This is a genomic window from Neisseria sp. Marseille-Q2251, from assembly GCF_940793045.1.
Classification (GTDB): domain Bacteria; phylum Pseudomonadota; class Gammaproteobacteria; order Burkholderiales; family Neisseriaceae; genus Neisseria.
The window spans coordinates 1-22,291 of record NZ_CALNWV010000030.1; the positions used below are offsets into that span (position 1 = coordinate 1).

Here is a 22,291-nt window from a genome sequence, read left to right on the forward strand (position 1 = left end):
CTTCAAATACCAAGCCGTACTCCACTACCTGCATATACGCAGCCAACAGCGTACCGCAGACCACTACGGCATTTCCCGAACCCACCTGAGACGATGGATACGCGCCTATCAAGAAGGCGGTATCGGCACACTCGAACATCCCCAATCCAAAACCATGCCCCAACACCGCAAAAACCCCTTCATCGCAGATAAACCCGACCAAGAAAAAACGCAGGCAGAGCTTATTGAAGAGTTGTGCTATATGCGCGCAGAGGTTGCCTATCTAAAGGAGTTAAAAGCCCTCAGCCAAAAGCAGACCGAAAAGGACAAAGCCAAACCGTCCAAACACTGAGGGCGCAACACCCGCTCAAATACCTGCTGCACATTGCAAACCTGCCCAAAAGCAGCTTCTACTACCACCACCAAGACCGGCCCGACCCCGACGAAGCCGACAAAGCCCTCCTTGTCGAAACCTACCGGCGGCATAAAGGACGCTACGGACAAAGGCGCATTGCCGCCGCATTAGATTGGAACCGCAAAAAAGCGGCGCGGTTGATGAAGCAGTTGGAACTGAAAGCCCTCATACGGGCGAAAAAAGCCTACCGCCATCCCGCCATGGGCGAGATATCGGAACACCTCCTCAAACGCCGGTTCAAAGCCCGAAAGCCCAACGAAAAATGGCTGACCGACGTTACCGAACTCAAAGGAAAAGACGGCAAACTGTACCTCTCGCCAATCTTGGACTTGTTCAACCGCGAGATCGTCGCCTACGCCATGAGCCGCAGAGCCGACAGCGAAATGGTAAAGGAAATGCTCGAAAAAGCCGCACCCCGTCTGACTGCTAAAGGAACGATGCTTCATTCGGACCAAGGTGTGCTGTACCGTACGGCGGGGTATAGGGAATTGCTTGCGGAGCATTCCATGGTTCAAAGCATGTCGCGAAAGGCGAACTGTTGGGACAATGCGCCGATGGAAAGCTTCTTTGCGGTGTTGAAGACGGAGTGTTTCTATAACGCAGGTGAATTGACGGTAGATGAATTGATGAAGCAGATAGATGACTATATGGATTACTACAACCGGGAGCGTTGCAGTTTGAAATTGAAAAAGCTGAGTCCTGTCGCATACAGAACCCAGCTTGCACAGAGCGCCTGAATAGGCTTTTATGAGTGTCCAAGATTTGGGGGCCAGTTCAATTTTCAGACGACCTTTATGCTTTTGAGGCTCAGTTCAACCTATTTCTTCAAAATATATTTGCGTACAGCGGCGTTGTGTTCTTCCAGATTATGGCTGAACTGGCTCAAGCCGGTGCCGTCCATTTTGGAGACGAAATAGAGGTATTTTTCATTCGACGGATGCGCGGCGGCTTCAAGGGCGGCTTTGCTCGGCAGGGCGATGGGGGTCGGGGTTAAGCCGCTGCGGGTGTAGGTGTTATACGGCGTATCGCGCTGGAGGTCGGCTTTGCGGATTTTGCCTTTGTACGCGCTTCCCATGCCGTAAATCACGGTCGGGTCAGTCTGCAGGCGCATGCCGATGTTGAGGCGGTTGACGAATACGGAAGCAACATGGGCGCGGTCGTCTTCGTGGGCGGTTTCTTTTTCAATCAGGCTCGCCATAATCAGCATTTCATACGGATTTTTGTAGGGCAATCCGCTTTGGCGATCCTCCCAAGCGTCGTTCAGACGACGTTGCATGGTTTGATAAGCGGTTTGGTAGATTTGCAAATCGCTGCTGCCTGCGTCGATTTCGTAGCTGTCGGGGAAGAACTGGCCTTCCGGGTTGCTGCTGAGCGCATCTGGGGCAACTGCCTGCATGAGTTCCGCATCGCTCCAGCCGCGTGTTTTATGTTCGATGTCGGGGGTGTTATCGATGATTTTACGCATGGTGGCAAAACGCGAACCTTCGACGATTTGAACGGTAACAGCATCGGGTCTGCCGTTGCGGATTTTCTGTAAAATGCCCCATGCGGAAATGTTGGAAGGGAGGCGGTACGAGCCGGCGTTGAGTTTATTGTGTGCGCCTATCATATAGGCGGCTGCGACCAAAACGTGGCGGTTGTAAACGATTCCGTCTTCGGCAAGTGTACGGCTGACGGAAGAGATGCCTTGGTTTTTGGCAATTTTGATACGGTATGCTTTGTTGTTGTCTTTGGGAACAAACAGCAAGGCGGCGAACACGGCGGCAACGGCAACAAAAAATACCGCAAACCATTTCAACATTTTTTTCAGCATGGTAGGATTTTTGATTTGTGAACGTCGGGCGACAGTATAACCGAAATGTGCACCCCATTCCCGCACACCCGCCCGACGTATGTTTTTTCCGCCTCAGTGGTCGTCTGAAATAAAGGGTCGTCTGAATTATGAATCTTCCGTCCGAATGCCAAGACATTGACTGGCAACAAGGCTGGTGGCAGCCTGCGCGCCGCGCGTTTTCACCAAACTTCGAACCGCGGGCAGAATCAGAAACCGTGTCGCTGGTGGTTTTACACAATATTTCGCTGCCACCTTTCGAATATGGGACGGGCGCGGTGGAAAAACTGTTTACCAACCGCATCGACCCCGATGAACATCCGTTTTTCAGCGTCATCCACACCTTGCGCGTTTCCAGCCACTTTTTGATTACCCGCGAGGGCGAGGCGGTGCAGTTCGTTTCTTGCGACGATATGGCATACCACGCAGGCGTATCGTCGTTTCGCGGACGCGAAAAGTGCAATGCGTTTTCGGTCGGTATCGAATTGGAAGGCTGCGATTTCGAGCCGTTTACTGAAGCACAATATCAAACGCTGGAAACTCTGTTGAAAGCGTTGGTCGGGCATTATCCCATCACCGCCGTTACCGGCCATCAAGACATCGCCCCCGACCGCAAAACCGATCCCGGCCACTTTTTCGACTGGCAAAGATTGCAGACGGCGGGTTTTCCGGTTGTCCGTTAATCGCTCAAAAATGCCATATAGCATTTTTCAGACGACCCAGCCCGATTTTGGGCTATCATTCACGGCATTTGCTGTCAGAAAAGTTTATTTTCGTTATAATTGAATGTTCATACGGGACAATCCGTGTCCGACTCCGACGAACTTACTCGCGGCAATACGATTCCGCATACGCCCAAAGGCAAACCACCCCGGGCAACGAAGACGGAATGCCGCTCTTACAAAAAGTGATTACCCATGATTTTCATCGTCTTAGGCTTGGCAGTCATCCTTGCCGTCATCGCCTACAATATGTACCAAGAAAACCAATACCGCAAACAGGTGCGCGAGCAGTTCGGCCACTCCGACAAAGACGCGCTCCTAAACAGTAAAACCAGCCATGTGCGCGACGGCAAAGAATCCGGCGGCAAAGGCCTGTTCGTCAAAAAAGCGAACAAAGCCCAAGAAGCCGCGCTGCGCAATCTGCAAGAACAAGACGAAATCTTCGCCGCCAAAGCCAAACTCGCCAAACCTTCCGCCATCAAAACCGATGTCGAGTTGGCGATTGAAGACGACTTTACCGACGAGCCGGTACAGCATACCGTCATCGGGCTGAACAACGAAATCACCACCCAAGCCGCCAGCGACGAACCGGTTAACCTGCCGTCCGCCGCCAACCAACCTTTGGTCAGCTTGGACGAATTGTCTCAAGTCGAATTGCCGTGGTTTGACCCGCGCTTCGACTACCTCGCCTACATCGCCCTCTCTGAAGCGCAAGAGCTGCACGCCCTGCCCCGCCTGTCCAACCGCCACCGTTTCCAAATCATCGGCTGCACCATGGACGACCGCTTCCAAGTTGCCGAACCGATTCCGAGCGTGTATTACCAAGGTTTCGTTGTCGGCCTGCAAGCAGTCAGCCGCAACGGTTTGGCAACCCAAGAAGAATTGCAACAATTCAACCAACAGGTTGACACCTTCGCCCAACTGATGGGCGGCAAGGTCCTCCACACCGATTTGGCGGCGTTTACCGAAGTCGCGCAGGCATTGGACACCTTCTGTGCCCGCGTCGATCAAACTATCGCCATCCACTTGGTTTCACACAGCAACATCAGCGGCGTCGAACTGCGCGCTTCTGTTGAAAACCTCGGTTTCGTGTTGGGCGAAGACGGCGCATTCCACTACACCGGACAAACCGGCAGCCCGATGTTTGCCATCCACAGTCTCACAGGCGACGCGTTTACCAACGCCCTCTTGGACAACCAGTCCTACAAAGGCTTCAGCATGTTGCTCGATATCCCGCACGCACCTGCCGGCGAAAAAACCTTCGACCTCTTCATGGACTTGGCGGTACGCCTCTCCGGTCAGTTGGGCTTGGATTTGGTCAACGACAAAATGGAAGAAGTTTCTACCCAATGGCTCAAAGACATTCGCAATTACGTCTTGGCGCGTCAGGAAGAAATGGTCAAAGTCGGCATCAAACCCGGCAGCAAACAAGCCCTGCGCCTGTTTTCCTAAAATCAAATGTAATCAAAGCGGATATGTCGTTACGGCATATCCGCTTTTTTTCGGGTAAAATTCATCTGTTTTCAACCTATCATTTTTCAGACGACCTTTGTCCGTATCAGACGAAGGTCGTCTGAAAACCCTCCTTCATGAATCAAACCGCACAACACATCCGCCACCTCACCGACCTCCTCAACCGCTACGCCTACGAATACTACACCCTCGACGCGCCCAGCGTACCCGATGCCGAATACGACAAATTATTCCGCGAACTCGAAGCGTTGGAACGAAACCATCCCGAGCTCAAACTGCCCGACAGCCCGACCCAGCGCGTCGGCGGCGAGCCTTTGGCAGGATTTGCCGAAGTGCGTCACGAAGTGCCGATGCTGTCACTGACCAACGCCTTCTCCCCGCAAGATGAAAACGGCGTGTTCGATCATGCCGAAATGTACGCTTTCGACCAACGCGTGCGCGACGGCTTGGACGGCGGCAATCCCGAATACATTATCGAACCCAAATTCGACGGCCTCGCCATCAGCCTGCTCTACCGCGACGGCGTATTGGTGCAGGCAGCGACGCGAGGCGATGGCACGACTGGCGAAGACGTTACCCAAAACGTCAAAACCGTCGCAAATATCCCTCTGCGGCTGCACGGCGAAAATTCGCCCGAACTCATCGAAGTGCGCGGCGAAGTGCTGATGCTCAAAGCCGATTTCGCCGCGCTCAATAAACGTCAAGCCGAAAACGGGCAAAAACCCTTTGCCAATCCGCGCAACGCCGCCGCCGGCAGCCTGCGCCAACTCGATTCGCGCATCACCGCGCAACGCAAACTGCACTTTTTCCCCTACTCAATCGCCCGCCAGCAAGGCGGTTTCACAGCCGAAGAACACATCCAAGAACTCGCCTATTTCCGAGAACTCGGCTTCAGCCTGCCTAACGGCAATTTCGGCTGTTTCAAAAATATCGACGAAGTATTGGCGTTTTACGAACAAATGCAGCAAAAACGCCCCTCCCTACCCTACGAAATCGACGGCATGGTGGTCAAAGTCAACAGCTTGGTGCAACAACGCGAACTCGGCTTCATCTCCCGCGCGCCGCGCTGGGCGATTGCCCACAAATTCCCCGCCGAAGAAGCCCTGACCGTCGTCGAAGCCATAGACGTACAAATCGGGCGCACCGGCGCGGTTACCCCCGTCGCCCGCCTGCAACCCGTATTCGTCGGCGGCGTCACCGTCACCAACGCCACCCTGCACAATCAGGACGAAGTATCGCGTAAAGACGTGCGCGTCGGCGACACCGTCGTCGTGCGCCGCGCCGGAGACGTGATTCCCGAAGTCGTGCGCGTGATTTTCGAACGCCGCCCGATGCAGGAAACTAACGTTGCCGTTTCAGACGACCTCAAACATCAGCAAGACGACCTGTTTGCCGAAACACCGTCCGCCAACCAAACCCAATCCGTTCCGCTCCATAAGCCCTACCGCCTACCGACCCATTGCCCCATTTGCCGCAGCGAAATCGAACGCGAAGAAGGCGAAGCCGTCGCCCGATGCAGCGGCGGCATGCTTTGTCAGGCGCAACGCGCGCAAGGCTTAATCCACTTCGCCTCGCGCAAAGCCATGGACATCGACGGCCTCGGTCAAAAACAAATCGAGCAGCTTGTCACCCAAGACCTCGTCCGCCATTTCGCCGACCTCTACCGCCTCGACATCCCGACCTTGCAAAAAATGAAGGAAACGGCAGATAAAGGGTCGTCTGAAAACGAAAACGGCGACACAGAAACGGTTTCAGGCGATCTATCTGAATCCAACACCCCAAACGGTAAAAAACAACCAACCAAGTGGGCGGAAAACATCCTCGCAGGCATAGAAGCCAGCAAAACGCCCGAACTCGCCCGCTTCCTGTTCGCGCTCGGCATCCGCCACGTCGGCGAACGCACCGCCAAAACGCTGGCGCAGGCATTCGGCTCGCTGGAACACGTCCGCCGCGCACCCGAACCCATCCTCGCCTGCCTGCCCGACATCGGCACCGTCGTCGCCCGCTCCATCGCCCACTTCTTCGCCCAAGACGCGCAGCAGGCGATGATAGACGAGCTGCTCGCCGCAGGTGTTGCCCCGCAAACCCAAGCCGTTACCATCCCGCCCGCCCGCCATGCCGAGCCGCAACGCTGGATTGCCCGCCTGCCCGGTTTCAAAATCAGCGAAAACAAAGCCCAAGCCTTATGGGAACTCGCCGGCAAAAGCATAGAGGGCCTGCAAACCGACAAAGCCCTCCCCTCCGACTGGCAAACATGGCGCAGCGAACCACAAAACGCCGCCCTGCTCGAAAACCTGAAAACCTTCTTCGCACAAACGTCGTCTGAAAACCAAGGAGCAACAGTTTCAGACGACCTCAATGAAGCCGTAGCAGGCAAAACCTTCGTGTTAACCGGCACCCTGCCCACCCTCAAACGCGACCAAGCCCAAGCTTTGATCGAAGCCGCAGGCGGCAAAGTTTCCGGCAGCGTGTCCAAAAAAACCGACTACGTCGTCGCCGGAGAGGCCGCCGGCAGCAAGCTGGAAAAAGCCAACGCCTTGGGTGTGGCGGTATTGAGTGAGGAAGAGCTTTTGGCAATGCTGGATTAAGCATTTATTAAAGATACTCAAGGATGTGACCGAGCCAACTTCCCGACTGTCCAAATCGTTGATTCTGTTCTCAATCAATTTGGCAACTTATCGGGGAATGAACACTCTAAATCTATTGAACGCCTTTTAAATGCCTTACCTTTTTGCCGCCGACAATGTGGCAACCAAGTCAAACCTAGACAACCGAGGTCGTCTGAATTTTCGATTCGACAATCAAATAGAAGGAAACTGAATGAAACCGATCAAAAAAGCCGTTTTCCCCGTAGCCGGCATGGGTACGCGCTTTCTACCCGCTACCAAAGCCAGCCCGAAAGAAATGCTACCCATCGTCGACAAACCGTTGATTCAATATGCGGTAGAAGAAGCAGTAGAAGCAGGCTGTACCGAAATGGTGTTCATCACCGGCCGCAACAAACGCAGCATCGAAGACCATTTCGACAAAGCCTACGAGCTGGAAACCGAGTTGGAAATGCGTCAAAAAGACAAACTGCTGGAACACGTCAAAGACATCCTGCCTTCCAACATTACCTGTCTTTACATCCGCCAGGCCGAGGCTTTAGGCTTGGGACATGCCGTATTGTGCGCCCGCGCCGCAGTGGGCGACGAACCCTTCGCCGTTATTCTTGCCGACGACTTGATTGACGCGCCCAAAGGCGCGCTGAAGCAAATGGTCGATATCTACAATCAAAGCGGCAACAGCGTTTTGGGCGTGGAAACCGTCGATCCGTCGCAAACCGGCTCGTACGGCATTGTTGAAGTGGAAAAACTGAAAAACTTTCAAAGAATTACCAATATCGTCGAAAAACCGAAACCCGAAGAAGCGCCGTCCAATCTTGCTGTTGTCGGCCGTTATATCCTGACCCCTCGCATTTTCAGTCTTCTGGAAAACCTGCCGCGCGGTGCGGGCAACGAAATCCAACTGACCGACGGTATTGCCCGCCTGTTGGATCACGAGTTCGTCCTCGCCCATGCCTTCGACGGCAAACGCTACGACTGCGGCAGCAAACTGGGTTATCTCGAAGCCACCGTCGCCTACGGCTTGAAACATCCAGAAACCGGCGCGCAGTTCCGCGAATTGTTGAAGCAATACATCCCCCAATAAAGCAAATGACAAAAGGTCGTCTGAAAGTTTCAGACGACCTTTTTGTTTGTACGGATACACGGTTTTCTGTGTATAGTGGATTAACTTTAAATCAGGACAAGGCGACGAAGCCGCAGACAGTACAGATAGTACGGAACCGATTCACTTGGTGCTTCAGCACCTTAGAGAATCGTTCTCTTTGAGCTAAGGCGAGGCAACGCCGTACTGGTTTAAAGTTAATCCACTATAAAAACCAAAGTGCAATGCTTAAAGCTTAAAGCGGCCCCCGTAAATCTTCCTGCGTATTGCAGCTGAAAAAAACATGTTCCGAACCAAAATGCACCGATCTCGCCCGTTGCTGATGCAGCCAGCCGCTCAAGGTTTTCATCCCCGAATACAGATACGGGACGGTGCTTTGCAGGATTTGCGGACGGATATACATTACGTTGTAATGCGGCGTGACCGGTGTTTCCACATAAAACGCATTGCACAAAGGCGTGCGTTTGGAAACCGTTTCAAATTTCGCCACCAAATCAGGCGGCAGCGCAGGCATATTGCACGGCACCACCAGCAGCCAATCCGCCGCCGCAATCTGCAAATCATTGGCAGCCGTACACAAAGCCGCCAGCGGTCCCAAATGCTGCCATTGGCGCGAATCGGCAAAAATATGTGCACTACGGCGAGCATATTCCTCCAGATTCCGGTTGGCGCTGATGGCAATGTGTTCAACTTGCGGACGCAACGCTTCAATAACATGATCAATCAAAGGTTTGTCACGCCACAATACTAATCCTTTATCCGTCCCTCCCATTCGCTCTCCCTGCCCGCCGGCCAATATCAATGCGAAGGTTTTCATTTTGGTAGTCCTTTGTGAAGTCGCTGGTTTTGTGTGCCCATACTGTTAATCGGCTGATTCTTATGTTTTTAATTCATAGGTGTTATGTTCCTACCGATTCCCTGCGAAATCGGCACATCATCCCAGGTCGTCTGAAAAGACGGTTGCCCGCGATAAAATTCATATAAAGTGAATTTTATCATAACACGATTTTACATTAAAGCGCATATCACCTCATTCACACCAAATTCCCCTTCGGACAGGTTGTTTCCCCGCCTAAAGGATGATATGTTTATAACATTTGGCAACAAAACGCCCTTCCTTTATTCCATGAGCTTACGAACCCTATTTTCAGGCGGCCTGAGCCTGTCCTCACGATTAAAACTGCTGACTGTCTTATGGGTTGGTTCGGCTTTATTGTCCGTCATCCTGACCCTGATTTTATCGCTGAGGCTGGAAAACGCAGCCACCGTCATTGATGATGCCGCAAGCTTGAGAATGCAGGTTTACCGTTTGGCTTATATGGCAAGCGAACGCACCCCGCAAGCGCAAATCGACAACCAATTACGCGAATTTGAAGGAACACTCCTGCGCATTACCCAAAGCGATGCCATCTATCCCCTGATGCCTTCGGAAACACCGCCGGCCTATGGCCTGATCCAATCCATGCTCTTAATCGACTGGAAATCAAACATCCAACCCGCGTTGAAACGTTACCGCAGACCGACGCAGATCGAACTCTACCGCTTTGCCGGCAATATCGAATTGTTCTTACAGGCATTGGAAAACGCCAACGAAAAAAACACCTTATGGCTGCGCCGTTTCCAAATGGCGATGATGCTGATGATTTTTGTCGCCGCAGGTTTAATGATCGTATGGCACTACGCTTGGATTATCCGTCCGCTTGAAACCCTGCGCGACGGCGTGGAAACCATCAGCCAAGGCCGATTCGGCGTACAAATCGATACCGAACAAATTCAAGAGTTTGCGCAAGTCAGCAAAGGCTTCAATCAAATGAGCAGTCGTCTGAAAGTCCTCTATACCGATTTGGAAGGGCAAGTCGCCAGACAAACCCAAGACCTCGCCCGTCAAAACCGTGACCTGACCCTGCTCTACCAAACCACGCGCGACCTGCACCAAACCCTAACCCCGCGCGAAGCGGCAGAAGAATTCCTCGCACGGACCCTGCCTGCAGTTTCCGCAAGCGCAGGCAGCATCCGCCTTTTAGACAACGACCGTAAAAACACAAACCTTATTGCCTCCATCGGACTGTCTGAAGCCGAAGACAGAGATTCAGATACCGAACAAACCCAACCTGAAGAAGAAACACCCCTATTCAAACATACCGTCGTTTTTCCCATCACCTATCAAGAAGAAGAACTCGGCATCCTGACCCTATATTTTTCAGACGACCCCACACTTAACGACAACGACAACGAACTCCTGCGTACATTATGCGGTCAATTAGGTGTATCCATCGCCAGCAGCCGTCTCGAACAAGAGCGGCGCCTGCTTGCCGTACTCCAAGAGCGCAACCTGATTGCCCAAGGTTTGCACGACAGCATCGCCCAAGCATTGACCTTCCTCAATCTTCAAGTTCAAATGCTGGAAAGCGCGTTCCATGCCAACCAGAAAGAACAAGCCGAAGAAAACATCCGCTTCATCAAAGACGGCGTGCAAGAATGTTACGAAGACGTGCGCGAACTCCTGCTGAATTTCCGAACCAAAATCAGCAACAAAGACTTCCCGGAAGCCGTAACCACCCTGCTGTCCAGGTTTAAACGCCAAACCAAAATCAATGTCGAAACAGTATGGCAGGACGACGGCCGCACATTAAACGATGACGAACAGCTGCAAATCATCTTCATCCTGCAAGAAAGCCTGTCCAACATCCGCAAACACGCCAAAGCCCAACACGTCAAAATCAGCATGCTCAACCAACAAAACTTTACCCTGAGCATCGAAGACGACGGTATCGGCTTTAACCTGCAACACCTGCACAAACTCTCCGGCGAACATGTCGGACTCGGCATCATGCAAGAACGCGCCCGCCGCATCAATGCCAACCTAGACATCCAATCCCAGCCCGAACAAGGCACAACCGTTACCTTAACCTTACCGCAACACAAGAGAACGACCCATGACTATTAAAATCATCCTCATTGACGACCACACACTCTTCCGCAGCGGCATCAAAGCCCTGCTCTCCCGTCAAAGCGACTTCGAAGTCATCGGAGAAGCCGCCGACGGTTTGTCCGGCGTCAAAATGGCGGAACAGCTCAAACCCGACGTCGTCTTACTCGACCTTGACATGCCCGTCATGAACGGTCGCGAAGCACTGGCACAAATCTTGGGCGTCAACCCGAACCAAACCGTCATTATGCTGACCGTTTCCGAAGACAGCGACGACCTGACCGAATGTATGCGCATCGGCGCACGCGGCTTTTTGCTGAAAAACATCAACGCCGACTTCCTGCTCGACAGCATCCGCAAAGCCGTGGACGGCGACAACGTCTTCTCTCCCGAAATGACCACCCGCCTCGTCCAATCCCTGATTTCCCCGTCCGCACCACGCACCGACCAGGCACTCTCCACCCTCACCCCGCGCGAACTCGAAATCCTCGGCTACCTCGCCGCCGGACACAGCAACAAAGTCATCGCCCGCCATTTGGACTTGGCAGAATCCACCGTCAAAGTCCACGTCCAAAACCTGTTGCGCAAACTCAACCTCAGCAGCCGCGTCCAAGCCGCCGTTTACGCCGTCCAACACAAAGTCCCGCAGCCTGAAATCAATTAAACGGCTCAGGATATCGATGCCAAAGCGGTAAAAACAAAAAAGGTCGTCTGAAAACGGGTAGAACGAATCTCGCTCCAACGTTTTTCAGACGACCTTTTCCATCAAACAGGTGTAGAAATGAAGATACTGATTTATTCGGTTTTATAGTGGATTAACTTTAAACCAGTACGGCGTTGCCTCGCCTTGCCGTACTATCTGTACTGTCTGCGGCTTCGTCGCCTTGTCCTGATTTAAATTTAATCCACTATACTTCCCATCAGCTTGCTTGTCCTGCCAGCTCATCGGCTTAATGCTCCCCAAAACACGCCGACTCAGCAAAACAACCATATTCGATGCACCGATAAACCGTGTCTACCAAACCATTACCGACAATCAACATTGGCAATACCGCTCTTCTTTGGACAATTTACAAATTATCAGCCAAGAAAAGACGAAAAAATAACCGCTCGAAAGCGGTTAGATTTTATAGTGTGGTGGACGGAGAGACTCGAATTAAATAATTAAAATATTGATATTTATACATATAATTTCATGAATTTGGAAAAATACCCCCAAATACACCCCCATTTTGTCAAAGTCAAAATTTTTCAGGGGCGTTTTGTGGTATTTCTGCCAAGCTGTGAAATATGGTCGGATTGTAACACCAGCAATCACGCGCCGTCTTGTGGGCTGGCGTTTGCCCTATTTCCCCAGCCGTCCGATATTGCCTTTCGGGCGGCTTTTGTTTGTATCGGCTCTGTCGGTTCATGCGCCCAAACAAAAAAAGCGCATATAGATAAAAAAGTAGTGGTTACCGTGGTTACTGTGGTTACCGCGCTGCCAAAGCCTTATAAATCGGGGCTTTCACGGTAACCACTTACAGGGCTTTACATGGTTACCGCTGGTTACCGCTATTTGATTTGAGGTATAAGCACATGAAAATAAAAGGGTAACCACTGGTAACCACTCGGTAACCTGTTAAATTAATGTAGGTGGTTACCGTTTTTTCTTTGTTTTTATATTGATATTCATATAGTTATAAATGTTAAGTTTTGTGGTAACCACGGTAACCACTATATTTCTCACGCGCATAGGGTTTTATCTGTCCGCGCGTATTGGTCTTGAAATTATTTATCTCTCGTCTATCTTGTCGGTCATGGCGGAAATAGGGCGTAATTGCGCTATCAGCGCGTTTTGCTGTTTGGGTATGGATTGGTATTGGGCAGGGGATGAATAGCCCTAATTCTCGAAAATTAGGGGCTTGCTGTTGATTTTATGGCGTATGGAATGGTTCGCCTGAAGTAATGGGCGCAAAAAAAGCCCGCCTGTATCGGTCATGGCGGGCTGTCTCTCGGTCATTTGTCAATATCGGGCGGGGCTTCTCCCATCAAAACATAGAATCGTGCTGACGCGCCGTTGTATTTGCGCTGGTGTTGCCATCTGTCGTTGTTTGGTTTTTTCAGCCATTGCTCGGCGTGTAACACTTCGCAAACTTTCAGCTTGTCGAAGTTTTGGCAGATTTCTTCTTCAAATACAACAGGAATCAACCAATATTCAGCTATATGCCCTTCCTGTTTTCGATAGCCTGCGTGATTTTGGTTCACGGTTTGGCTGTTCCAGTCTGAAAAGCGCATGGACAGGGCGTAAACGTCCATAAATGCGGCTGCCTGCTCGATGATTCGGCGGTCTTCGTGTTTCCCCGCCCCGTTGGTTTCCAGCCATTCATCAAAGCATTGTTTCACGCCTGCCATGCCTATGCCTGCGGCTAAACCGGTAACGGGGGCGGCAAGCTCCAAAGCGGCGGCGGCAAGGGCAAAGCGTTTTGCCACTCTTCGCGCCTGCCCTGACAATTCGGGGACGGTCTCCATAAATGCGGTCATGCGCTCGTTTGCCTGCCGTTTGGCTTGTTCTAGGTCGTCTGAAAGCTGTCGGATGAAAGCCCTGCCTGCTGCTCCGTGATATTGTTCGGCGGATTGGGCGATATGTTCGCTCAATAATGCGCCGCTCTCGAAGCCGTGCAAGGTGTCGTAAATACCGTATCGGGCGGCGGCTCTGATACTGGGCAGGCGGGCGGCTTGCCCTGCGTTCCAATCGCCTTTGTGGTGTTTCAGGATGGAATCGGGGGTCTTTTCGCCCGTCGAGAACATCATCACTTTCCAGCGGCTCAAGGCGCGGTTTCCGCCCTGTTTTGCGCCCTGTACTTTGTTGATTCCGTTCATGACGCTGTAAACGGTGTCGCCGATGACGTGGGGGCTTGCCTGCCCGATTTCGTCCAACACCAGCAAACCGTCATTGCGGGCGGCGGCGGTATTGGAAAAGCCTATCTTTGTGCCGCTCCAAGATAACAGGCTGCCCGATGGTCTGCCCCATACGCTCAAGGCTGCTTTTGCGGCGGTGGTCTTGCCGTCGGATGAATCGCCCATCAGATGAAAACCGCCTGATTCTTCGCTCAACAGGGACAGCAAGGGGGCGGCAAAGGACGCGCCCAATGCCAAGCATAGGCGGCTGTTTCCCGCTGCGTATCGGGCGATATTTTGCTGCCAGTCGTTAAGCTCTCCGTTTGGTCGGTATGCCGCCGCTTGGCTGGTGTCGCCGTTGTAGATGACGGCGGGGGTTTTGCCGTCTGCCGTGATGGTTTCGCCGCTGGGCATGATGTAGGTATCGCCGTGCCAGCCCGCGCGGTCGGTAATGGTAAAGGCGGTACGGCCGCCCTGTGTCTGCAAATAGTCAGCCAGCCGCTCCCTTTTTGCCCGCCCGCTCATGACGGTTAAGCCGTAACTCTGCAAACGCTGCCAGCCTTGAACCGTGCCGATTTCCGCTTGTGGAATGGCGGCGGTCTTGGTTTGGCGTGTGATTTTGTCCTGCCAGCGGATAACGCGGTAATACGCGCCGTCGTTGTCCTGCCCCGTGCCGATGATGTCGATGGGGTCGGAAAGCAATAGCGGCTCTGCTTCGATGGCTTCGCCGTCTTTGCCTGTTCTGACGTTTATCCACCATACGCCCCGATGGTCGGTATCGAAGCGGGGGCGCGGGCGGTATGGTTCGATGTCGTTGATGTTGTAGTCTTTGGTGCTTTCTTGCTTCGCTGTTTCGGTATTTTTCATGCTGTTTTCCCTCCGGTGTTTGGTATGGTGTTGTCTGATTGGTTTTCAGACGACTTTTTTTCTTTCAGTTCGTCCAATGCGTCATAGCCTGCCGTATCGCTCTGCCATATACGCGCCTTGATGCCCTGCCTGATGGCTCGGACTGCCAAATCATGCGCGGCTTTGAAACCTACGGGGCGCGGCGTGTCGTTATCGGCAATAATCACGATTTCCTTTAGGTCGTCTGAAAGTCGGTATTTCGCCATGCTGTTTGCGCTCAAAGCGGCGTATAAGCCCCAGTCATGGGCTTGGAACAGTTCGCGGGCGGCAAGGGCGGTTTCTATGCCTTCTGCAATGACAAGCCGTCCGTTTTCAGGGGTGGGAAACAAGTGAACCGCCAGCCCTGAAATGCTGCCCTGTTTGCGGCTCTGCATTTTCTTGGCGGGCAGGGCTTCGCCCGTTTCGGGATGTTTGATTGCCAGTTTTTGATAATGCGGGACGTGTTGTCCGTCTTCTCCGTATGGCTTGTCATGGATCGTCTGAAAATAGGTCATGTGCAAGCCTTGAAGCTCGCCGCCTGTATCGCGGATGGCGCAAACCATACAGGGGAAACGACCGATAAAAAGCGGCTTGTCCTCCCCCGTCGTCCAATAATGCGCCTCTCTCAAAAAACCGACGTTTTCAGGCAATTGCGCCATGTCCAAACCGCGTGATTTCAAATACTGCACGGCGGGGGAATCGGCGGTTATCGGCTCTGCCCCGTTCCACAATGCGGCAAGTTTGCCGATGTGGTCTTTTTCGGAGCGTGGTTGCGTCTGTGGGCGTGTGGGCGGTATCGGTAAGGGGTTTGCCCCGCCCATGTTCAACACGCCCGCTACGACGCGCAATGCTTCGTCAAAACCGCAATTCAGATAGTGCATTACCAAGCCGAAACCGTCGCCCGCACCGTTGTAGTAATGGCTGCAAATGAATGTACCGTTGCCGTCCTTGTCGTCATATCTGAAGCGGTCTTTACCCCCACACGCGGGGCAAGGCTGGTGTTTGTTTTTCAGGTATCGCGGATTTATGCCGATGGCGGCGTGAATTTCCTGCCAGCGGTATTGCGCGGCGGCTTTGATGTCTTGATAGGTCGGTTTCATTGTTCTGCCTCCCCTGTTACAGGTTCTAAAACTACCCCCGCCATCGGGTCGGTCTCCCATATGGTCGGTGTTGTCTGCATTGCCTGCTCCGTGTTTGCATGGGCGGGCTGGTTACAGGCTCGGATTACCAAAGCCATCAACAACACCCCAAACACTAGCAAAGCGCGGTTGAAATAGCGGCGAAAACGGTCGTTTTTGTCAGTCGGTTTCATGTTTCATGTTCTCCATGCCCAGCGCACCAAAAATATCAAATATCGAAAAATCAAATACTTATGAAAACACTAGGGCGAAGTTTGCCCTATGCCGTCCAAAACGGGCGGCATAAAGGCGGGTGTTTTTCAGGGATTTAGTGGATTTGTTCGGCTGTCGTTACGCTGAAAGCTGCCCATGCTTTTAGGTCGTCTGAAAGCGAAGCAATAAACGACCGGCAGGCGGCAACGGCGGCGGCGTGTGATGGATAGATACCCAAACGGCGGGCGGTACATGAATGAACGTCAATATCGGCTAAATACGCGGTCGGTTCGTGAACGACGGCGCAAAAGCCTTGTTCTGATGGACATTGAACGTCTTGGATTTGAATAGAATTTGAAGATTGCATGATTGTTACTTTCTTTAGAGATTTTGAGAATGCCCCAAATAAGGGGGGCGGTGCTCTCTCTGGTGTAACTTACCAGCCTGCGCCTTACGGTTGGCAGACACCGCCATAACTCGTGATAGGTCGTCTGAAATGCTAACGTTTAATAACATTGCAAACGCCCATAAAAGAATTTTGGCGATAAAAAATCAGCGTTTACCCTGCTGATTTGGGGTTACGTTGTAGAGAGAACCTAAATTCTGATTCTCAAGGCTCGATTTGTCAAATGATTTTTGCATTGGACGGCTAAAATTTTTTACCCACGATAATCATGGTTATTACATACCCGATGCGTTCCGTATTTTCTCCAACGGTTCCGATGATGTCTTCAAGCGTGATTTCACTGTATGGCTTATTGAAAAAAGCCTTAATGACTTGCTGCATTTCATCGCCCGTTAACGGCGGAGTGTACTCTTCCTGTTTTACTTGGCTGATTTCCGCCTCTGCCTTGATTTCCGCCTTATCCACCAGCAAGCCCAGCATTTTTGCTTTGCCCATCGTTGCCGATACCGCCGCGCTGCTTTGCGGGGTAGGGGCTGCCAGTGCCGCCGCCCGCGCCTGCTCCAATTCGCTCAACAGGTCGTCCACCGTTACCGCGTGTCGTTGCCGCGCTTCTTCCTTTAAGCCGTCCACCATCGCGGAAATATCGGGGTTCTGAAGCAGCTTATAGGCTTCATTCGTTACCGTTTCGGGCTTCATGTTGTCGGTGTTGTAGATTTGCCGATATGCTTCGCTCGCATTGCCCGTTTCCACATACAGACGGGCAAACTGTTCTTGTTTCGGGGTCATATCCTTAATCCTTTTAGAACGCCGCCCGATAGCCGTTTTTCAGCCTTTGGGCGGCTGTTTGAGTGTTGCTATTTCAAATTGTCCAAAGCCGCTTCTTTTTCTTTCTCCATATCCTCCAAGATGTCGAAAATGGCGTTTTCTTCCCCGCCTGTGCCGTCCATCATGTTGAAGAAGCCAGGCAAACGTAAATCAATGATTCTATCTGGCATGGATTGCCCATAGGACGGGCAATCAACCCGCAAACCGTTTTCATGTAGCTTCGCTCTCATCTCAACGGCGGCTTTACCGATTCCTACCAATTTCGCGGCGGCATTGGCATAGGCGCGCGCGGCTTCCAAATATTCGGGCAAGTGGGTTTCTTCTATCCCGGCGATAAACATCTCATAACGGGAAACGGACAATAAATTGCGAAGCTCTGAAATGCGGTTCAGATGTTGGCGGCGTTCATCAAAAAGGCTTTCCAACAGTTCTTTTTGCGCTTCCAGCATATCGGCGGCGCGGTCTGCTTCTTCACGTTTGGCGGCAATCTCTGAATCAAGCCCTTTGGCTTCTTCGCTGTTTGTGGGTTTGCCCATTTTCAACAAATTTGCAAATATGCCTTTGCGCCTGTTTCGTAGCCCTGCAAATTCATTGATTACCGCCTGCGCTTCTGTAACACCAGCTTCCGCCGCTTCAATTTGGGCGGTCAGTTCGCTGCATTTGTCCTCTTCTTCTTTCAGTAACTTTTGACGGGTCTCAAAAGTTGTCTTTGTATATTCGATATTCATAGTTAAAGCTCCTGATTTAATTGATTAATACGAACCGACCGCGTTTCACGGTTTCGCCAAATTGGTTTGTTACTTCTTCCATCACGGTAACGATGTCATGCCCCGCCCTGCGAAGCTCCATGATGCGTGTGTTGTAGCCTAATATCCCCATTTGGGTAAGCTCCCATGATGTAACGCTGCCCTGCTTCAATCGGGATAAAACACGCTCTCTTTGACTTGGCGTTTTTGCCTTGCCGTTGGTAGAATAGCTGCTCATGCTTAATAATCCTTTCCGCCGTCTGAATGTCCTTTCAGGCGGCATTTGTTTTGCGCCTGATAAATCAATTTGCCTGCTCTTCGCGTTTGGCTGCCAGTTTGCCGATATAGTCGTCAATCTCGCTTGCAAGCCAGCCTGTCGCATTGGCGGAAATTTTGAACGGACGGGGAAAATCAGGGCGGTAATGACGGCTCTTAGGGTTTGCCCAATTCCAAATAGTCGCCCGTGAAACACCTAATGCGCGGGCGGTATCGTCTGCTCTCAATACTGTGTTATTCATATGCTTTTGCCTTTCTTTCGGTCGGATTAGATGACAGGCAAAAATATAGCCGCCTCTGTGGGCGGCTTCTAGGAAGTAGCTTGCTCATTTCCTGTAATAGCTTGATGACTTCCTGTAGTCATCTAGCTGACTTCCTATTTTCAAAGTTGGTTATCCATTGAAGTATGGTTTTTTCTGTTGGTTCTCTAGGCGCGGCGATAGCTCCTGAAGCAATTAAATCTCTTATTAATTTGTACAATATAGTTTTACCGCCTTTTTTCTTCAGAATCTCTTGGTTTTTTTCTAGAATCTCATTCACTGCTGCTATCGTTCCTGCTTTCTCATAGGGGCTTTGTTTGGCTTTGCCTGCTTTGGTAGCAAGCTCTTTTTTTGCTAGACTATAAGCCTGCTTTAACTTTTGTTCAGCATCTTCTAGTTTTCTATCCGTCCTCCTATTTTTTCGACGTTCTAGCTTATTTTGTTTAAGCAAGCGATTTGTTTTCAATTCAGTTCGAATATAACTCCGTTCCATCTCAATAGCTAAAATTTCTTTTAGCTCTTCTATTTCAGCCTTTAAAGCCCGGTTCTCCGATTCTAAAAAATCTATTCTTTCTTTCAATAAATCTTCATTGCTAATTGTTGCATTCATTTTCATTACCTTGTTTCAAACGACTGCTAATCAGTCTTGCCATCTCGGATCAGTTGCAATGCTTGGTTATACCGTTCCCGCAAAAAGTCGCTATACCATTGCATAAACTCTTTGCGTTCATTCAGATAATCAGCGCGGTTGTAGGCGGCGCGGATCTTGTTGTTTTCAATGTGGGCAAGTTGTCGCTCTATCGCGTCAGGGTTGAAGCCTTGTTCATTCAAAACGCTGCTGGCAAGGGAACGGAAACCGTGCGGGGTTACTCTGCCTTTATAGCCCATGCGCTCAATGATACGACCTATGGTTGCGTCGCTGATAAAGCCGTCCGTCTTTGTTCTGCTCGGAAACAAAAACGGCGTATTGCCGGTAAGCTCTTTCAGTTCTGCCAAAAGTTCAAGCGTCCAATCAGCCAGCGGGACGGCATGGGGCGGTTTTGGCGCGGTCTTCTCGTGCTTCATTCGCTGGGCGGGAACTGTCCACATTGCCGCGTCAAAGTCTATTTCATTCCATTGCCCGCCCCTAAGTTCCGTGCTTCGTAAAAAGGTCAGCATATTCAAAATCAGGGCTATTCTGTTTTGCGGCTCAATCTCTGCCAGTATCAGGCGGCAGAAAAACTCGATCAGTTCTTCGCGGGGCAAAGCTGGGCGGTGGTCGGTCTGCTTGCTGGGAATGTATTTCCTTAACGAATAAGCAGGGTTTGTTTCCACAATTTCAAGCATGACAGCATAGTCAAATATTGCGCCCGTCCATTCCCTGATTTTTTCGGCGGTATTGTTCACGCCTCGCGCCATCACGCCATCGATAACCGCCTTAATATCGCTTACCCTGATTTCCTGTATCGACATTGCGCCGATAGCGGGAAATACGTCGGTTTCAAAATATCTCAACACGCGGGCGGCGTGGTTTTCTTTCCAGCGGTGTAGATTGTCGGTATGCCAGCGGCGGGCGATTGATTCAAAGGTATTAAGGGCGGCGGCTTGCCGTTCGCGTTTTTCCTGTTGTTTGGCTTCGCTGGGGTCTTGCCCCGATACAAGTAAGCGGCGGGCGTTTTCGGCGGCTTGGCGGGCTTCTACCAGTGATATGGTTGGATATTTGCCGATTGAAAGCGTTTTACGTTTGCCGTTATGCGAAAAGTCAAACCGCCATAACTTCCCGCCGCTCGTATTGATATACAGATACAAGCCCTTGCCGTCATTCAGCTTAAACGGTTTTTCGGCAGGCTTGGCGTTTTTGATTTGTCGGTCGTTCAGCTTCATTTTTACGGTATTTTTTCGAGGTATTTTTCAGATACCGCAAAAGATACCGTAAATTTTAGGTTACTTCAATTAGGCTGAATTAGACGGAATTATACAATCAGGAAGAAGACAATAGGATAGCAATCAGTCTGAGAGCCTTGTATTTATTGAGATTGGTTCATGGTATTAGATGGGATTAAACGAAAAAAAACGCCTAGAATTTCTAAGCGTTTTTGTATGTTGGTGCGGACGGAGAGACTCGAACTCTCACACCTCTCGGCGCCAGAACCTAAATCTGGTGCGTCTACCAATTTCGCCACGTCCGCGTGATGAAACCGAAGATTATACACAAAGTATCCTGCTCTGCAAACAATCTTTGGCTTGAAATTGCTTTATTCTGACCGATATAATGGCAGGTCGGTTATCTGCCGGAACACACTAATATCAAAGAGGAACATCATGCCTGTTTTACTGATTCAGGATTTTTTACAGACACAGGGTTTGAAGCTGTCTTCAGACGACCTCCGTATTGCTTATCTGACCGCAAAGACGGTGATGGATATGGGCAATGCTTCGATTGACCGCTCGGTTTTGTGGCGTGAGGAAGACGGCTGGAAGCTGGCAGACCATATTGAAGAAACGCCTGAAAACGAAGTTTTGCTCAAACAGGTTTTCATGGCTTTGGATTCGGTATTCAGCCGTGCAACAGCCGTCAAAAGCGTGGCGGTTTATATTCACCTTCCTGGCGAACCGCACGCAAGGCTGGTTCGTATCGCGGCACAAGGCGAGTCTTTGGAGAACCTGCTGGCGGTTCATGAAGAAAACGGTACGGTTTACCTTGCCTGCCATACGGCGCAAAGCGGTTGGATGAATATTGCCAACGATATAGCTTATTGGCTTTCGCTGGACGAAATCCAAGGCAGCCGGAACGAGGGCAGCGGAAGCCAGTTGTCCATCCCTGTGGCAACACAAAACGGAACGGTTTTGGGCGTGGTTCACGTTGAATTTGCCGATAAAGATCAAGCCGATGACGCGGCCCAAACGGATTGGTCGGCACTGGCTTTGGCACTTGCCGATCCGCTGAAAGCATTGACAGGCATCGAAGACAAGGAAAAAGAACATGAATAATACCTTGAAATTCGTCGCTTCCTGCCGCCTGCCGACCGAATGGGGCGACTTCACTATGCACGGTTTTGAAGAACCGAACGGACAAGAACACATCGCTTTGACGATGGGCGATTTTTCAGACGACCTCCCCGTTCTGACCCGCATCCATTCCGAATGTTTGACCGGGGATGCCCTGTTTTCCAAAAAATGCGACTGCGGCCCGCAGCTTGAAGCGGCGATGAAGGCGGTTCAACAAGAAGGGCGCGGTGTGATCGTTTATTTGCGTCAAGAAGGGCGCGGCATCGGTTTAATCAACAAAATCCGTGCCTACAAGCTTCAAGACGAGGGGATGGATACGGTCGAAGCCAACCTCGCGCTTGGACTGCCCGTTGACGCACGCGACTTTACGCTTGCCAAGCAAATCTACGACCATCTGAATATCCGTGCTGTCAAGCTGTTGACCAACAATCCTGAAAAAATTCAAACCTTGAAAGATGCAGGCATCAATGTTGTCGAACGTATTCCGCTCCATGTCGGCGAGAATGCGGAAAACGAACGATATCTGCACACCAAAGCCGATAAATTGGGGCATATGATTTTTGATTGAGATAATACTAAACTTATTTATTATTTATATTCAAATAAATATATTTATCTTGAAACAAACGGCTTGCCC

23 protein-coding genes, 1 tRNA gene and 1 pseudogene are annotated in these 22,291 nt (G+C 51.2%); 12 read left to right on the forward strand and 13 right to left on the reverse strand.

The features are described from left to right. Together AAG834_RS09860 and AAG834_RS09865 are read left to right on the forward strand one after the other, a co-directional pair. The coding region (locus AAG834_RS09860; protein ID WP_342032013.1) for a helix-turn-helix domain-containing protein at positions 1–331 on the forward strand (331 nt) is incomplete at its 5' end. After that, positions 235–1,131: an IS3 family transposase gene (locus AAG834_RS09865; RefSeq protein WP_342032014.1), complete on the forward strand. Its 897-nt coding sequence runs from the start codon at positions 235–237 to the stop codon at positions 1,129–1,131. The genes AAG834_RS09860 and AAG834_RS09865, both read left to right, overlap by 97 nt. 80 nt (positions 1,132–1,211) lie before the next feature. Here AAG834_RS09865 and mltG read toward each other — a convergent pair whose 3' ends face one another. Beyond that, positions 1,212–2,207, reverse strand: coding sequence for an endolytic transglycosylase MltG (gene mltG, locus AAG834_RS09870; RefSeq protein ID WP_003760214.1), 996 nt, complete (start codon positions 2,205–2,207; stop codon positions 1,212–1,214). Positions 2,208–2,335: 128 nt separating this feature from the next. On the opposite strand from mltG, the gene ampD reads away from it, so the two are divergent. From ampD to AAG834_RS13835, 5 genes and pseudogenes are all read left to right on the forward strand, one after another. Next, positions 2,336–2,908 (forward strand): 1,6-anhydro-N-acetylmuramyl-L-alanine amidase AmpD, encoded by a 573-nt coding sequence (ampD, locus tag AAG834_RS09875; protein WP_003760216.1) that lies wholly within the window; start codon positions 2,336–2,338, stop codon positions 2,906–2,908. Between the two features lie 234 nt (positions 2,909–3,142). Next, positions 3,143–4,399, forward strand: a complete 1,257-nt coding sequence (locus tag AAG834_RS09880) for a cell division protein ZipA C-terminal FtsZ-binding domain-containing protein (RefSeq protein WP_003760219.1) — start codon at positions 3,143–3,145, stop codon at positions 4,397–4,399. A 137-nt stretch (positions 4,400–4,536) separates the two neighbouring features. Beyond that, the gene (gene ligA / locus AAG834_RS09885) at positions 4,537–7,008 is read left to right on the forward strand and encodes an NAD-dependent DNA ligase LigA (RefSeq protein WP_342032015.1); all 2,472 of its coding nucleotides are present in this window, start codon (positions 4,537–4,539) and stop codon (positions 7,006–7,008) included. 232 nt (positions 7,009–7,240) lie between these two features. Continuing rightward, positions 7,241–8,110, forward strand: coding sequence for a UTP--glucose-1-phosphate uridylyltransferase GalU (galU, locus tag AAG834_RS09890; RefSeq protein ID WP_003778314.1), 870 nt, complete (start codon positions 7,241–7,243; stop codon positions 8,108–8,110). A 71-nt stretch (positions 8,111–8,181) separates the two neighbouring features. Next, positions 8,182–8,244: pseudogene (locus AAG834_RS13835) on the forward strand (transposase); the annotation flags it as partial. A 119-nt stretch (positions 8,245–8,363) separates the two neighbouring features. Here the strand turns inward: AAG834_RS13835 and AAG834_RS09895 are convergent. After that, on the reverse strand, positions 8,364–8,945 hold the full coding sequence (locus AAG834_RS09895; protein WP_003778310.1) for a molybdenum cofactor guanylyltransferase: 582 nt from the start codon (positions 8,943–8,945) through the stop codon (positions 8,364–8,366). A 309-nt stretch (positions 8,946–9,254) separates the two neighbouring features. Here AAG834_RS09895 and AAG834_RS09900 point away from each other — a divergent pair, with 309 nt between their 5' ends. From AAG834_RS09900 to AAG834_RS09915, 3 genes are all read left to right on the forward strand, one after another. After that, positions 9,255–11,075: a histidine kinase gene (locus AAG834_RS09900; protein WP_036491395.1), complete on the forward strand. Its 1,821-nt coding sequence runs from the start codon at positions 9,255–9,257 to the stop codon at positions 11,073–11,075. After that, positions 11,065–11,721: a response regulator gene (locus AAG834_RS09905; RefSeq protein ID WP_003760231.1), complete on the forward strand. Its 657-nt coding sequence runs from the start codon at positions 11,065–11,067 to the stop codon at positions 11,719–11,721. The genes AAG834_RS09900 and AAG834_RS09905 overlap by 11 nt, the downstream gene beginning before the upstream one ends. A gap of 531 nt (positions 11,722–12,252) precedes the next feature. Next, positions 12,253–12,573, forward strand: a complete 321-nt coding sequence (locus tag AAG834_RS09915; protein ID WP_342032016.1) for a hypothetical protein — start codon at positions 12,253–12,255, stop codon at positions 12,571–12,573. Positions 12,574–13,055: 482 nt separating this feature from the next. On the opposite strand, the gene AAG834_RS09920 is transcribed toward AAG834_RS09915, so the two are convergent. From AAG834_RS09920 to AAG834_RS09970, 11 genes are all read right to left on the reverse strand, one after another. Further along, positions 13,056–14,804, reverse strand: coding sequence for a DUF927 domain-containing protein (locus tag AAG834_RS09920; protein ID WP_342032017.1), 1,749 nt, complete (start codon positions 14,802–14,804; stop codon positions 13,056–13,058). Beyond that, positions 14,801–15,922 (reverse strand): DUF7146 domain-containing protein, encoded by a 1,122-nt coding sequence (locus tag AAG834_RS09925; protein WP_342032018.1) that lies wholly within the window; start codon positions 15,920–15,922, stop codon positions 14,801–14,803. Before AAG834_RS09925 ends, AAG834_RS09920 begins: the two co-directional genes overlap by 4 nt. Then, the gene (locus AAG834_RS09930; protein WP_342032019.1) at positions 15,919–16,134 is read right to left on the reverse strand and encodes a PTS sugar transporter subunit IID; all 216 of its coding nucleotides are present in this window, start codon (positions 16,132–16,134) and stop codon (positions 15,919–15,921) included. Before AAG834_RS09930 ends, AAG834_RS09925 begins: the two co-directional genes overlap by 4 nt. 134 nt (positions 16,135–16,268) lie before the next feature. Then, positions 16,269–16,520, reverse strand: a complete 252-nt coding sequence (locus tag AAG834_RS09935; protein ID WP_342032020.1) for a hypothetical protein — start codon at positions 16,518–16,520, stop codon at positions 16,269–16,271. Positions 16,521–16,802: 282 nt separating this feature from the next. After that, entirely contained in the window at positions 16,803–17,345 is a 543-nt protein-coding gene (locus AAG834_RS09940; RefSeq protein ID WP_342032021.1) for a terminase small subunit, read from the reverse strand. A 68-nt stretch (positions 17,346–17,413) separates the two neighbouring features. Then, positions 17,414–18,112: a hypothetical protein gene (locus tag AAG834_RS09945; protein WP_342032022.1), complete on the reverse strand. Its 699-nt coding sequence runs from the start codon at positions 18,110–18,112 to the stop codon at positions 17,414–17,416. Positions 18,113–18,128: 16 nt separating this feature from the next. Continuing rightward, the gene (locus AAG834_RS09950; protein WP_070774000.1) at positions 18,129–18,368 is read right to left on the reverse strand and encodes a helix-turn-helix domain-containing protein; all 240 of its coding nucleotides are present in this window, start codon (positions 18,366–18,368) and stop codon (positions 18,129–18,131) included. A gap of 64 nt (positions 18,369–18,432) precedes the next feature. After that, positions 18,433–18,648 carry a helix-turn-helix transcriptional regulator gene (locus AAG834_RS09955; protein WP_342032023.1) on the reverse strand — a complete coding sequence of 72 codons (216 nt, stop codon included), beginning with the start codon at positions 18,646–18,648 and terminating at the stop codon, positions 18,433–18,435. Between the two features lie 118 nt (positions 18,649–18,766). Next, positions 18,767–19,276: a hypothetical protein gene (locus tag AAG834_RS09960; protein WP_342032024.1), complete on the reverse strand. Its 510-nt coding sequence runs from the start codon at positions 19,274–19,276 to the stop codon at positions 18,767–18,769. A gap of 26 nt (positions 19,277–19,302) precedes the next feature. Next, on the reverse strand, positions 19,303–20,529 hold the full coding sequence (locus AAG834_RS09965) for a tyrosine-type recombinase/integrase (RefSeq protein ID WP_342032025.1): 1,227 nt from the start codon (positions 20,527–20,529) through the stop codon (positions 19,303–19,305). Positions 20,530–20,749: 220 nt separating this feature from the next. Beyond that, positions 20,750–20,834: transfer RNA gene (locus AAG834_RS09970), tRNA-Leu, on the reverse strand. Between the two features lie 133 nt (positions 20,835–20,967). On the opposite strand from AAG834_RS09970, the gene AAG834_RS09975 reads away from it, so the two are divergent. Both AAG834_RS09975 and ribA read left to right on the forward strand, forming a co-directional pair. Further along, complete coding sequence (locus tag AAG834_RS09975) at positions 20,968–21,636, forward strand: hypothetical protein (RefSeq protein ID WP_342032026.1); 669 nt, start codon at positions 20,968–20,970, stop codon at positions 21,634–21,636. Beyond that, positions 21,629–22,222 (forward strand): GTP cyclohydrolase II, encoded by a 594-nt coding sequence (gene ribA / locus AAG834_RS09980; protein WP_003760237.1) that lies wholly within the window; start codon positions 21,629–21,631, stop codon positions 22,220–22,222. The genes AAG834_RS09975 and ribA overlap by 8 nt, the downstream gene beginning before the upstream one ends. Positions 22,223–22,291: the final 69 nt, after the last annotated feature.

What these genes read in the sequence shown, in the direction of transcription:
- AAG834_RS09925 (WP_342032018.1), bottom strand. Translation starts at nt 15,922, where the DNA reads ATGAAACCGACCTATCAAGACATCAAAGCCGCCGCGCAATACCGCTGG.
- AAG834_RS09920 (WP_342032017.1), bottom strand. Translation starts at nt 14,804, where the DNA reads ATGAAAAATACCGAAACAGCGAAGCAAGAAAGCACCAAAGACTACAAC.
- AAG834_RS09905 (WP_003760231.1), top strand. Translation starts at nt 11,065, where the DNA reads ATGACTATTAAAATCATCCTCATTGACGACCACACACTCTTCCGCAGC.
- AAG834_RS09960 (WP_342032024.1), bottom strand. Translation starts at nt 19,276, where the DNA reads ATGAATGCAACAATTAGCAATGAAGATTTATTGAAAGAAAGAATAGAT.
- AAG834_RS09965 (WP_342032025.1), bottom strand. Translation starts at nt 20,529, where the DNA reads ATGAAGCTGAACGACCGACAAATCAAAAACGCCAAGCCTGCCGAAAAA.
- mltG (WP_003760214.1), bottom strand. Translation starts at nt 2,207, where the DNA reads ATGCTGAAAAAAATGTTGAAATGGTTTGCGGTATTTTTTGTTGCCGTT.
- AAG834_RS09950 (WP_070774000.1), bottom strand. Translation starts at nt 18,368, where the DNA reads ATGAGCAGCTATTCTACCAACGGCAAGGCAAAAACGCCAAGTCAAAGA.
- AAG834_RS09895 (WP_003778310.1), bottom strand. Translation starts at nt 8,945, where the DNA reads ATGAAAACCTTCGCATTGATATTGGCCGGCGGGCAGGGAGAGCGAATG.
- AAG834_RS09955 (WP_342032023.1), bottom strand. Translation starts at nt 18,648, where the DNA reads ATGAATAACACAGTATTGAGAGCAGACGATACCGCCCGCGCATTAGGT.
- ligA (WP_342032015.1), top strand. Translation starts at nt 4,537, where the DNA reads ATGAATCAAACCGCACAACACATCCGCCACCTCACCGACCTCCTCAAC.
- ribA (WP_003760237.1), top strand. Translation starts at nt 21,629, where the DNA reads ATGAATAATACCTTGAAATTCGTCGCTTCCTGCCGCCTGCCGACCGAA.
- galU (WP_003778314.1), top strand. Translation starts at nt 7,241, where the DNA reads ATGAAACCGATCAAAAAAGCCGTTTTCCCCGTAGCCGGCATGGGTACG.
- ampD (WP_003760216.1), top strand. Translation starts at nt 2,336, where the DNA reads ATGAATCTTCCGTCCGAATGCCAAGACATTGACTGGCAACAAGGCTGG.
- AAG834_RS09975 (WP_342032026.1), top strand. Translation starts at nt 20,968, where the DNA reads ATGCCTGTTTTACTGATTCAGGATTTTTTACAGACACAGGGTTTGAAG.
- AAG834_RS09945 (WP_342032022.1), bottom strand. Translation starts at nt 18,112, where the DNA reads ATGAATATCGAATATACAAAGACAACTTTTGAGACCCGTCAAAAGTTA.
- AAG834_RS09940 (WP_342032021.1), bottom strand. Translation starts at nt 17,345, where the DNA reads ATGACCCCGAAACAAGAACAGTTTGCCCGTCTGTATGTGGAAACGGGC.
- AAG834_RS09880 (WP_003760219.1), top strand. Translation starts at nt 3,143, where the DNA reads ATGATTTTCATCGTCTTAGGCTTGGCAGTCATCCTTGCCGTCATCGCC.
- AAG834_RS09930 (WP_342032019.1), bottom strand. Translation starts at nt 16,134, where the DNA reads ATGAAACCGACTGACAAAAACGACCGTTTTCGCCGCTATTTCAACCGC.
- AAG834_RS09900 (WP_036491395.1), top strand. Translation starts at nt 9,255, where the DNA reads ATGAGCTTACGAACCCTATTTTCAGGCGGCCTGAGCCTGTCCTCACGA.
- AAG834_RS09915 (WP_342032016.1), top strand. Translation starts at nt 12,253, where the DNA reads ATGAATTTGGAAAAATACCCCCAAATACACCCCCATTTTGTCAAAGTC.
- AAG834_RS09935 (WP_342032020.1), bottom strand. Translation starts at nt 16,520, where the DNA reads ATGCAATCTTCAAATTCTATTCAAATCCAAGACGTTCAATGTCCATCA.